This is a genomic window from Maricaulis sp. (assembly GCF_039978735.1).
Taxonomy (GTDB): Bacteria; Pseudomonadota; Alphaproteobacteria; order Caulobacterales; family Maricaulaceae; genus Maricaulis.
Map to the genome: position 1 here is coordinate 57,335 of NZ_JBDWAS010000048.1, position 11,236 is coordinate 68,570.

Sequence of the window (11,236 nt, forward strand, 5' to 3'; positions counted from 1 at the left end):
GCAAATCGATCAAGGGGCCGCCGGCGCGGGGCTCTGGGGGCAACGCAAACGACGGCCATTTTCCACGGCGCTCACAGCGGCCGTGGGTGCGGCGTTTCTGTATGGAGGCCCCGGCGATGCCTTCTACAGACATTCGCGGCTGTCCGGGCTGCAGCAGAATGTCGGCCGGAGCCGATGATTGACTCTCGGTGGCTGGAGTTTTTTATCGGCCGTCGGTGGGGACACGACGGGGGGCGCTCTGTGGCATTCTCAAGGACGTTGAAGGTTGTTCTTCATATTGGCCGGCACAAGACCGGCACATCAAGCGTGCAGAGGTATCTCAGCAAGAACAGGGAAGCGCTGAAGCGGGACGGTGTTCTATATCCCGATCTTGGCATTCTCTCGGGCCGGATCGAGACCGCTCATCACGAATTTGTCCACGCGTTACAGCGGGGGGACACAAGCGCGGCCGAAAATTTTTTGCGAGAAATAGAGCGTCAGCAAAACGAATCGAATTGTAGCACTTTGGTACTTAGTAGTGAGTCGTTTCAAAATATAAAAAATTCTTCTTCTTTAAAAGAAATGTTTTCCGGTCATCATTTGTACACGATTTGTTATATCAGGGAAATTGTTGGTTATTATTGTTCAAGCTATGCGCAATTCATTCATGCGAATAATTGTTTCGCAGACCCGTATTCGTACTTGAGGATGTTTGACACCCGTTTGGGTGAATTTGTAAGTGCCTGGTACGAATTTTCTCACGGTTCCTGTTTTCGTTACTTTAACAAAAATCTCCTGGAGGAAGGGGATATAGTTCAGGATTTTTGTCATCACGCGGAGCTTCCGTACTATCCGTCAACTGTTCTGGACGAATGGGAGAGCAATGTAAGTATTGGCGGAAACTTGTTGTATTTTAAGTTGATTTGCAATGCTTTCGGTGGGTTGAGTAGGGATTCATATTACGCTCTTGGCGAGCTGGCAGGAAAGAAAAGGAAATTTCGTGAGAAAATACCTGTTCCGGTCCAGACTCAATCTGAGCTGCGTTCGCGTGGATACAACACAGTCCTGAAAAGGGTCACCGGCTGTGAACCGAAATTGCGTGATTATTCAAAAAATACACCGTTTCCCGACGTGTCCAGCTTGCGTGAGGATATCGAGCTTATCCTCGACAATGCGGTCGTGCGGCGCGACTTCGACGAATTGAGCGTTTCGCCAACGCTGTTCACGAGATCAGCGAACTCTTTTTCACGCGGGGATTGATCGCCGGCTATCTCGCCGCGCCGAAACCGGAAGGTGCTTGCGGATCAGCCCGCCTCGACGGGAAATCGGTGAGGCGGGTTATTTCCCCTCATTTGTTGGCGTCTGGCCGTGTTCCTTCATGATACCCAGGCGGCGGGCCACGTCGGCATAGGCCTCGGTGACATTGCCCAGATCGCGGCGGAACCGGTCCTTGTCCATCTTTTCGTTGGTTTCCATGTCCCACAGGCGGCAGCTGTCCGGGCTGATCTCGTCGGCCAGCACGGTGCGCACCATGTCGCCCTCGTAGAGGCGGCCGAATTCCAGCTTGAAGTCGACGAGGCGGATACCGGCGGCGGAGAACATGCCGGACAGGAAGTCGTTCACCCGCAGCGTCATCGCCATCATGTCGTCGATCTCCTGGGTGGAGGCCCAGTTGAACGCCGTGATGTGCTCTTCGGACACCATCGGATCGCCCAGCTCGTCCTTCTTGTAGTAGAATTCGACGATGGAGCGCGGCAGCGGGTCGCCTTCCGGCACGCCCAGGCGCTGGCTGATCGAACCGGCGGCGACATTGCGGCAGACCACTTCCAGCGGAATGATCTCGACCTGGCGCACCAGTTGTTCGCGCATGTTCAGACGCTTGATGAAATGGGTCGGAATGCCGATCCGGCCGAGCCCGAGCATGATATACTCGGAAATCCGGTTGTTCAGCACGCCCTTGCCCTCGAGCGTGGCCTTCTTCTGGTTGTTGAAGGCGGTGGCGTCGTCCTTGAAATACTGCACGATCGTGCCCGGTTCGGGGCCTTCATACAGGATCTTGGCCTTGCCTTCGTAGATCATCTTGCGGCGGGACATGGGCGGACGCTCCATTGGCGGTCAGCCCCGGCAGCCGGGGCAGTCGACCCGAAAAGAGAGACGCGGCCCGAATCGAGAACCGGACCGCGCATCGAAGGGGGGAAAATATCCGCGTGCGCGTCCCTCTGCAACGTCTTGCCGCGGTGCGGTAGGATTGTTTCGAGATCGCCGCATCCTTGTGTGCGGTGAAGATTGATTTAGACCCCTTGCCGAGCTAGTCACTCGGGCAAATGGACATCCTCAAGGAGAGACCCATGTCGGGCATCAACGATCGCGAAAAAGGCTTCGAGAACAAGTTCGCGCACGACCAGGAACTCGAATTCAAGGCGGCCGCCCGCCGCAACAAGCTCCTGGGCCTGTGGGCTGCCGAGCTGATGGGCCTCGATGGCGAAGCCGCGGCCGAATACGCCAAGTCGGTCATCGTTGCCGATTTCGAGGAAGCCGGCGATGACGACGTCTTCCGCAAGGTGCGCGGCGATCTGGACGCCCGCAATGTCGACCTGTCCGACCACCTGCTGCGCAAGCAGATGGACGACCTCCTCGCCACCGCCCGCCAGCAGATCCAGGCCGAAGGCTAGGTCCGGTTCGCGCCTCGCCCGTAACCGGGGAGGCGCGTCAGCCCTCGACGCTTTCCAGCCGGTCGACGACGACCAGCCAGCGCTCCAGGGCTTCGCGGATACGGGTACGGTCATAATCCATCGTGACGATCTCGAATACCTGCCCGGTCTCGCGATCCATCAGCACGAGGAAACCGGTGCGGCCGGCCAGCTCGTCATAAAGCGGTGCGATGCCTTCTTCCTCGGCCAGACCGCGCAGAGCGTCGCGCTGGCCCCAGGTGAAGTTGAACCGCACCCAGCCGATCGGTTCACCGGCCATCTCCTCGCGCACATCCTCGACCCGCGGTTCCAGCACGCGGCAGGCGCCGCACCAGGATGAGCGGAACATCGCGGCCACCAGGCGCGGCTCTTCCGCCGGAGCTGCCTCGTCCCAGGCGGCCCGCACGAAATTGGGTCCAAGAAACAGGGCCAGTCCGGCCAGCACGGCAGCAATCAGTCGCATATCGATCTTCCTCCAGGACGACCCGTTTAGCCGCGGCGTCCCCGGCGGTCACTGCACGAAGCGATCACGCTGGCGTCATTCCGCAGCATCCGGCTTTACCAGGCCCGGCAGGCCGTCAATCGACTCGGCATTGCCGGTATAGCGGCGTTCGCGCCAGACCTCGTCGGTACGGTGCTCGTTATAGCGGATCAGCTGGTCGCGCTCGCCCTTGAAATCGTAGAAGGGCACGCCCCAGCCGCAACTGTCGGCGATGCGGTGGATCTTCGCGGTGATGATCGCGCGTACTTTGGGGAAGTCCGGGAAGAGGGCCTTCTTCTCTGCAAAGCCCGGATCGTCGAAACAGGTCGCTTCGCCCGTGCCGTAGAGGCGCAATATGTTCGCTGCGCCCTCGAAGGCGCAGAACATGAAGGTGATCCGCCCGTTCTGGCGCAGATGCGCAATCGTCTCCACACCCGACCCGCCCAGATCGAGGAAAGCCACCTCGTTCGGCCCCAGTATGCGGAAACTGTCATAGCCCTTGGGCGAGACATTCACATGCCCCTCATCCCCCGACGGCGCCGTCGCCACAAAGAACATCTTCTGCTTTTCGATGAAGGCCGTGAGGCGATCGTCGATCGAGTCGTAGAGCTTGGACATGGGGGGAATTTAGGGGGCGCGCTGCAGCGTGCAACTTACAAATCGGCCGCGGGGCGTGCTTGGTCTTGTTGTCCGAGCCCCATCAAACGTCACCCTGACGAAGGTCAGGGCCCAGTTCAAAGGACTGGATTGAGCCAGGCCTGGCACCAGCTCGCTCTATAAACTGGGTCCTGACCTTCGTCAGGATGACGGGGTAGGGGCGGTCTTTCTGAGCTTGAATGCTGTGCCAACAGCCGCAATCTTGCTGAATCCCGGCTTCAATCACCGTCACCCTGACCCCCGCCTTCGCGGGCGCAGGCTTCGGTCAGGGCCCAGTTCATAAGGCCGGGTTGAGCCAGACTTGGCACTGGATCGCTTGACGATCTGGGTCCCGCTCTCGTCGGGATGACGGGTTCAGGGCGGGCACGTTTCGTGCCCTGAAAAACCGGATACGGCGAAGTGGCTGGCATGCGCTCTATGGATGATTGCGAGCGGTACTCGCACGTCCAAGCCTGCCTCAGTCGTATCGCGAAAACGCCTACTCCCCGAACACCCGCCGGAAAATCGTGTCCACATGCTTCATGTGGTAGGCCTCGTCGAAACAGGCCTCGATCTGCTCGTTCGAGAGCAGGGCGGTGACCTCGGCGTCAGCCTTCAGGTGGTCGACCAGCATGCCGCCTTCATCCCAGGTCTTCATGCCGTTGCGCTGGACCAGGCGATAGCTCACCTCGCGGCTTGCGCCGGCCTGGGTGAGGGCCAAAAGGACGCGCTGGGAATTGTGGATGCCGCCATAGGCGTTGAGGTTTTCCGCGCAGCGGTCGGCATGGACGATCAGTTTCTCGATCATGCCGGCGGTGCGGTGCAGGGCGAAGTCCAGATGCACATTGGCGTCCGGACCGATGCCGCGCTCGACGGAGGAGTGGGAGATGTCCCGCTCGTGCCACAGCGCCACATTCTCCATCGCCGGCACCACGGCCGAGCGCACCAGGCGGGCCTGGCCGGTCAGGTTCTCCGTCAGGATCGGATTGCGCTTGTGCGGCATGGCCGACGAGCCCTTCTGGCCCGGCGAGAAATATTCCTGCGCCTCGCGCACTTCGGAGCGCTGGAGATGGCGCACCTCGATGGCGATATTCTCGATCGCCGAGGCGATCAGGCCCAGCACGGCGAAATAATTGGCGTGGCGGTCGCGCGGGATGACCTGGGTGGAGATCGGCTCCACCGTCAGGCCCATCTGTTCGGCGACATGTTCTTCCACCGCCGGATCGACATTCGCGAACGTGCCGATGGCACCGGAAATGGCGCAGGTGGCGATCTCGTCACGCGCCCGCACCAGGCGGTCGCGATTGCGGGCAAACTCGGCATAGAAGCGCGCGAATTTCAGGCCCATCGTCGTCGGCTCGGCGTGGATGCCGTGCGAGCGGCCGATACAGGCGGTGTATTTGTGCTCTTCCGCGCGCGCCTTCAGCGCCGTCAGCACGCGGTCCATGCCCTCCAGCAACAGGTCGGCGGACTGTTTCATCTGCACGGCGAGGCAGGTGTCCAGCACGTCCGAGGAGGTCAGGCCCTGGTGGACGAAGCGGCTCTCTTCGCCGACATGCTCGGCCAGATGGGTGAGGAAGGCGATGACGTCATGCTTCACCTCGGCCTCGATCTCGTTGATCCGGTCGACGTCGAACTCGACATCCTTGGCCTTCCAGACCGCCTCGACCGCCGATTGCGGCACCACACCCAGCTCCGCCAGCTTCTCCGTCGCGTGCGCCTCGATCAGGTACCAGATCCTGTACTTGTTCTGGTCCGACCAGATGGCGGCCATTTCCGGACGGGTATAGCGGGGGATCATCGGCGGTGCTCCGTGTGCGATGTGGAGAAGCGCGGGGGATGCTCTGAAAGAGCGGGAAGGTCAAGTGTGGGGATCGAGGGACATGTACCTTTGGTACGTGTCCCGGGGAACTGGGGCGACAGCCTTCAGGCAGCGTCGGACGCTTCCGGCTCTTCCGGCGCCTCCTCTCTCTTCCGGGACACGTACCAAAGGTACATGTCCCTCTGAGAAGTCTTCAAAATATATCTATGATTGAGACTCTTCTGTTTTGCTCTTATAAAGTGTAAATCTCAACCGATGGAGACCGGCATGCCGCGCTCCGCCCGCATCGTCTATCCAGGCACGCCGCACCACGTCACCCAGCGCGGCAATCGCCGGCAGCAGGTCTTCTTCAGCGACGATGATTATGCCCGCTATATCCGGTTGCTGACCGAGTCCTGCCAACAGGAAGCGGTCCAGTGCAGGGCCTATTGCCTGATGCCCAATCACGTCCATCTCGTCCTCGTCCCGGATGATGCAGGCGGGCTGTCGAGGGCCATTGGGCGAACGCACCGGCTATACACCCAGTACTACAATCAGGGGGCGGGCGGAGCAGGCCTCCTCTGGCAAGGCCGCTACAAGTCATCGCCGATGGATGAAGACCGCCTGTTCGCTGCCTGCCGCTACATCGAGTTCAATCCCGTGCGAGCGGGCCTGGTCGCGCGTGCCGAGGACTGGCGCTGGTCAAGCGTGCATGCTCATCTGGCGGGCCGGGATGACGATCTGGTGCGGGTCGGACCGATGCAGGATCGTGTCGCCGACTGGGAAGCCTACCTGCACGCCATCGACCCCTACGCCTAGCGCGAACCGAGGGACATGTACCTTGGGTACGTGTCCCGGCGAGTAACCGACGGCACATCGCTTCTGTCTACAGGAAAGCCCCTCGTTTTCCCGGGACACGTACCCTAGGTACATGTCCCTCTGCGAACTACATCGCCCCCCAATCGACCTCGCTGTGCAAGTCCAGCGTGACCGCGCCATCGGACATCGTCGGCTTCAGCCGACTGATCAGCCCGCCTTTGGCGTCGTGGGCACCGGTTCTTCATTCATCGTATTTGAGCTCTTCCGCGACAACGCCGGCGCTTGCATACCAGCCCGGTCTGTCGGGCGGGGAGCTCGGGAGTGTTGGTTTGTACCATCCATAGGCGTAGTCCTGCGGCAGCACCTTGTGCCGGTAGCCACGCTTCACCCACGCCCCGTAGAAGAAGACGCGAATGCTCTGGTAGAGCGGTTCACGCCAGCTCACTGGCGGGCCCGGATGGACCAGCCGATAGCGCGCGACATACTGCCCGAGCGTCTGTTTGCGTCGTCCCAGATGCCAGGCGGTGTAGGCGAGCCAGGCCGGCAGGACGAACACGTTGATGAAGCCGTGAGGACGCGCCACACCGTTCCACCACGCCGTCTGGCCGGTGTGGAGATCGTCCAGTGCCTGCAGGCCGATCTCAATGGGCAAGGCGATCGCGACCATGATTGCGGCGAAGTCGAAGATGCCGGCGATACTTCTTTGCGGGTCTTCGATGTCGCCAGCTTTCGCAACCATCGGGGCTGGCGGTTCGCTCAGGAAAACGACCACCGGTCCGCAAATCAGGGTGATGGCATTGATGTACCCGCGAACGACTTCCGGGACTCGCAGCGCATCCCGGAGCTGACCCTGGATTTCGGGCAGCGTCTCGGCCGCGGCGAGCCAGTCGAGTGCCGGAGGAAGAAGCCAGATACTGAATACGAGTACGGCCAGCGGGATGCGACCGATGTGAAGGCGCGCCATGCGGCGATTGTTGCGCAATTTCGCTGCAATCAAAGTCTGTTTTTCCGAGGACACGTACCGGAGGTACATGTCCTTCTACCCAGAAGGGAAATGCCCGGGGCAAGAATGCCGCCTTTCCTCTCCATTTCATGGGGAGGGGGACCCGCGAAGCGGGGGAGGGGCCGCCGCGGTACGCGGCGGAAGGGTTGAGCCGAGCGTCTTTCGCGGCCTGAGGCCGCGCCCCCTTCGACCCGATGCTCCGCATCGGCCCACTTCCCCATGGAATGGGGAAGAAAGAAGCTACATCGCCCCCAATCCTACTCGCTGTGCTTATCCAGCGCCACCGCGCCAGCCGTCATGACGTTTTCACCCCCTCGGGGTTGAAACGCGCGGGCAATAATGGGCTGGGCGGAGAAGGGCGCGAACTACGTGGCTGGTAGCTCGCGTTGGATAAGGCATTGCTGTAGCACAACGTTTGCTAACCTAAATGTTTGCGCCACGTCGGAATTTTCCAGAGAAGCGCCAGCATGCACTGCGCTGCCACGGTGTTGGTACTGCTTCCGAACGAGAGGAAAAATCTTGTCGTATTCAGACCTTTCGCTCGCCAGATATTTCGAGAGGCACCGAGAGATAGCTTTCGTTTTGTCCTGCTTGTCCGAGAGGTCAAAAAAAACTTCAAGCGCAGTCCAGACCATAATGCACCCGGCCTCTGGCGAATGAGCCCATTGAGCTGTGTCGGACAGGGTCAGAAAACGACGAAAACGTAGATCGGAAAATAGGTGTGTGGCGCTTGGTAGCATCTCTTTTAGCCATTGAATTCCTTCTTTTTCCAAGTCGCAAACACGGGTGGTGAATGCTCCGATATGCGTTTCTCCCATTTCGAAAGGGGTGATTTGGGGGGCTGGTGACGTGGTTGGAATCTCGTTGAACGAAACGGGGGAATAGAACGGGATGCGGATCGGAGCACCCAAACGGCACCGTAGAACAGTCGCGGCGAGCCATGCAGTATTCAGCGCGGCAGCTTCGTCTTGAGCTTTGCCGCTTGATACCCGTATCTGAACGCGACAGTCGAACTTGGTGCTTGCTAGCACCGGCACCCAAGGAGAGGGATGGTGCGCTTTAGCGGAAGGTGGCGGCGCATATGCAGTCATCGTGTGACCAAAAGCATCAACGTAGACGCGTTCTAGCGAAACCCCCTCGCAGATATCTTCTCGTTCGCTTCGCATTGCAGCACTGGTGATACACGCGAACAAGTTTGTTTGAACTGTGGTGGGTGGACCTGATGTTGCCAAAAGCGCCTCCAATAGTGCGCTGAAGGTGGCACTACATCGCCCCCCAATCCACCTCGCTGTGCCGGTCCAGCGCCACCGCCCCGTCCGGCATCTTGTACTTCAATCCCGAGCCGCAATTGAACAGCACGCACTCGGCATCGCGCGCCACCAGCCCGTCACCCATGGCCTTTTCCATGGCGGCCAGCGTCGCGGCGCCTTCGGGGCAGAGCAGCAAGCCGTCCTCGCGGGCACAGCGGGTGCGGGCCGTCTCGATCGCCGCTTCCGACACCGCCACCGCCGCGCCGCCGCTTTCACGGACGGCGTCCAGGATCAGGAAGTCGCCGATGGCCTTGGGCACGCGGATGCCCATGGCGGCGGTTTGGGCGTCGAGCCATTCCTCGGCATGGCGTTCGCCGGCCTCGAAGGCTTTCACGATAGGAGCACAGCCCTCGGCCTGGACGGCGAACATCTTGGGGCGTTCCGGGCCGATCCAGCCAAGTTTTTCCATCTCGTCGAAGGCCTTCCACATGCCGATCAGGCCGGTGCCGCCGCCGGTGGGATAGAATATCGCGTCGGGCAGTTTCCAGCCCATCTGGGCGGCCAGTTCCAGCCCCATCGTCTTCTTGCCCTCGATCCTATAGGGCTCCTTGAGGGTGGAGACGTCGAACCAGCCCATCTCGTCCTTGCCGGCCGCAACGAGGGCGCCGCAATGATGGATATAGCCGTTCACCTTGAAGACTTTCGCGCCCTGCAGCGCCATCTCGTCCAGATTGATCTGCGGCGTGTCCTCGGGGGCAAAGCACCAGCTCTCCATCCCCATCCGGCTGGCATAGGCCGACATGGCGGCGCCGGCATTACCGTTTGTCGGCATGGCGAGGCGCTTGATGCCGAAAGAGTGCGCCATGGCGACGGCGAGGGCGAGGCCGCGCGCCTTGAACGAGCCCGTGGGCAGGCGGCCCTCATCCTTCACCCACACCTTGCCGGTGGCGCCGGACGCCTTCGCCGTGGCGGGCACATCGATCAGCGGCGTATCGGTCTCGCCCAGGCGGCAGATATCGTCGCTGTCATGGACCGGCAGAAGTTCGCGCCACTTCCAGAAGCCGGTGTTTCGCGCCCAGATCGCACCCCGGTCGATCTCGCCCTTCATCTTCTCCAGGTCATAGCGCGCCAGCAGCGGCTTGCCGGCATCGGAGAGATTGTGCGGCGTGTCGATCTCGTAGCGCTTGCCGGTTTCCGAGCATTCCAGATGGGTGAAGTAGAAGGCGCGATTGTGCATCTGTGTCCCCGAGGTTGCGAAGGCCGATCATAACAGGGACGCGGGAAGCGCCCAGCGGTTCCCGCGGCGTGACAGCTGCCGGTCAGCCTGCGCTTTGTCCCGGGGCGCTGCACCTACTCCCAGATAATCTCGCTGCCGGGGATCGCGGTTCGCAGCCGCTCGTTCGCGAGGCGGGCGCGGGCGGGGCCATTGCGCATGAGATGGGCGTCCATCATGTCGAGCACCAGCAGAGTCATGGCCTGGTAGGCCGGTGCCGTCTGCGCGACCGGGCGGCGTGCATCTTCACCCCGGGCGAACCCGTTCAGCATGATGAAGGTCGATCCCAGCTCGCCATGGCCGAGTTGCGGCAGGCGCACGACATGACGGTCGGGCGAGGGCGCCGCATCGACGATCTCGCGCGTCTCCGGGAAATTCTCTGCCGGCTCCGAGAAGACATGCATGTGCGGCCGGTCGAAGCGGGCAAGATCGAACCCGGTGCTCTCGCGCACTGCGCCGATCAGCATGTCTCGCCCTTCCGATCCGTCCAGGGACACAAAGACCCTGACCCGCGGCTCCTGCATCGTCAGCAGCGTGCCGACGGCGCCGCCGCGGCTGTAGCCGACAACGCCGAGACGGGAGGTGTCCGCAAAGGCCAGCGTGTCTGCAACGCGCAGGGAGAGCCGGATATCGGCCAGCTGGTTCTCGATACCCGCCCGGCCGGACGCCTGGGCCCGGGTCCCGATACCGACCGAGGGCGTGGCGATGACGACGAAACCCTGGCGGGCGAGTGTTTCAAGCAGGACGGTGTTCTCATAAGGGTGCGAGGACACGCTGGCCGCATAGACGATCACCGGGAACGGTCCGGCAGCCGGTGTCGCGCCGAGCCGGGTCCGGGTCGGAGCATCCAGAAACGCCTCCAGCCGGCCGGCGTCCGCACCCCGGTCGATGGCATGCTGCACGATGCCGGAGACGCGTTCGGCCCGTGCGGCCGGCGTGCCCGCATCTGCCGCGCGCGCGGCGGCGTCGAAGCCGATGGTTTCGCGGTGGGAGAGGATGCGGCCGTCAGTCTCGGCGGGATACCAGACCATGACCTGCACGGTTCGTGGTTCGTCTCCCACCCGCCGTTCGGGGTCGGCGATATGGTGGACGTAGAGGCCGGCTTCGTAGCGGGCTGTCAGGGGCGGGGCGAGCAGGCTGTGTGCAGATTCAGCGTTTGTGTCGGAGGCGAGGAACAGGATCAGCGCCAGGACGGCGCCGAGCAGGCGGACGGACATGGACAACCTCGCACGCAGGCAAACAGGCCCGAAAGGCTAGTAGAGCGCGTGGCGCGCCGCGTCCGAAACGTGCGAAGCGGCCGGGCA

11 protein-coding genes are annotated in these 11,236 nt (G+C 61.7%); 3 read left to right on the top strand and 8 right to left on the bottom strand.

Going from position 1 to position 11,236, the window contains the following annotated elements; translation table 11 throughout:
- The first annotated feature begins 174 nt into the window (after window positions 1–174).
- Window positions 175–1,239, top strand: coding sequence for a hypothetical protein (locus ABJO18_RS14795; protein ID WP_348515986.1), 1,065 nt, complete (start codon window positions 175–177; stop codon window positions 1,237–1,239).
- 78 nt (window positions 1,240–1,317) lie between these two features.
- Here ABJO18_RS14795 and purC read toward each other — a convergent pair whose 3' ends face one another.
- Window positions 1,318–2,073, bottom strand: a complete 756-nt coding sequence (gene purC / locus ABJO18_RS14800; RefSeq protein ID WP_348509597.1) for a phosphoribosylaminoimidazolesuccinocarboxamide synthase — start codon at window positions 2,071–2,073, stop codon at window positions 1,318–1,320.
- A 254-nt stretch (window positions 2,074–2,327) separates the two neighbouring features.
- Here purC and ABJO18_RS14805 point away from each other — a divergent pair, with 254 nt between their 5' ends.
- On the top strand, window positions 2,328–2,651 hold the full coding sequence (locus ABJO18_RS14805; protein WP_271185953.1) for a DUF1476 domain-containing protein: 324 nt from the start codon (window positions 2,328–2,330) through the stop codon (window positions 2,649–2,651).
- 37 nt (window positions 2,652–2,688) lie between these two features.
- Here the strand turns inward: ABJO18_RS14805 and ABJO18_RS14810 are convergent, their stop codons facing one another.
- The 3 genes from ABJO18_RS14810 to purB all read right to left on the bottom strand — a co-directional run bounded on the left by ABJO18_RS14810 (window position 2,689) and on the right by purB (window position 5,587).
- Window positions 2,689–3,132 (bottom strand): thioredoxin family protein, encoded by a 444-nt coding sequence (locus ABJO18_RS14810; RefSeq protein ID WP_348509598.1) that lies wholly within the window; start codon window positions 3,130–3,132, stop codon window positions 2,689–2,691.
- Window positions 3,133–3,207: 75 nt separating this feature from the next.
- The gene (locus tag ABJO18_RS14815) at window positions 3,208–3,768 is read right to left on the bottom strand and encodes a pyridoxamine 5'-phosphate oxidase family protein (protein WP_348509599.1); all 561 of its coding nucleotides are present in this window, start codon (window positions 3,766–3,768) and stop codon (window positions 3,208–3,210) included.
- Between the two features lie 517 nt (window positions 3,769–4,285).
- Window positions 4,286–5,587, bottom strand: a complete 1,302-nt coding sequence (purB, locus tag ABJO18_RS14820; protein WP_348507648.1) for an adenylosuccinate lyase — start codon at window positions 5,585–5,587, stop codon at window positions 4,286–4,288.
- A gap of 288 nt (window positions 5,588–5,875) precedes the next feature.
- Here purB and ABJO18_RS14825 point away from each other — a divergent pair, with 288 nt between their 5' ends.
- On the top strand, window positions 5,876–6,406 hold the full coding sequence (locus tag ABJO18_RS14825) for a transposase (RefSeq protein WP_348507649.1): 531 nt from the start codon (window positions 5,876–5,878) through the stop codon (window positions 6,404–6,406).
- 241 nt (window positions 6,407–6,647) lie between these two features.
- Here ABJO18_RS14825 and ABJO18_RS14830 read toward each other — a convergent pair whose 3' ends face one another.
- From ABJO18_RS14830 to ABJO18_RS14845, 4 genes are all read right to left on the bottom strand, one after another.
- A complete protein-coding gene (locus ABJO18_RS14830; RefSeq protein WP_348507650.1) occupies window positions 6,648–7,439 on the bottom strand; it encodes a hypothetical protein in 792 nt (263 codons plus the stop codon).
- Between the two features lie 335 nt (window positions 7,440–7,774).
- Window positions 7,775–8,500: a hypothetical protein gene (locus ABJO18_RS14835; protein WP_348507651.1), complete on the bottom strand. Its 726-nt coding sequence runs from the start codon at window positions 8,498–8,500 to the stop codon at window positions 7,775–7,777.
- Between the two features lie 172 nt (window positions 8,501–8,672).
- Window positions 8,673–9,896: a threonine synthase gene (locus ABJO18_RS14840; protein WP_348507652.1), complete on the bottom strand. Its 1,224-nt coding sequence runs from the start codon at window positions 9,894–9,896 to the stop codon at window positions 8,673–8,675.
- A 113-nt stretch (window positions 9,897–10,009) separates the two neighbouring features.
- The gene (locus ABJO18_RS14845) at window positions 10,010–11,149 is read right to left on the bottom strand and encodes a hypothetical protein (protein ID WP_348507653.1); all 1,140 of its coding nucleotides are present in this window, start codon (window positions 11,147–11,149) and stop codon (window positions 10,010–10,012) included.
- Between the last annotated feature and the right edge of the window lie 87 nt (window positions 11,150–11,236).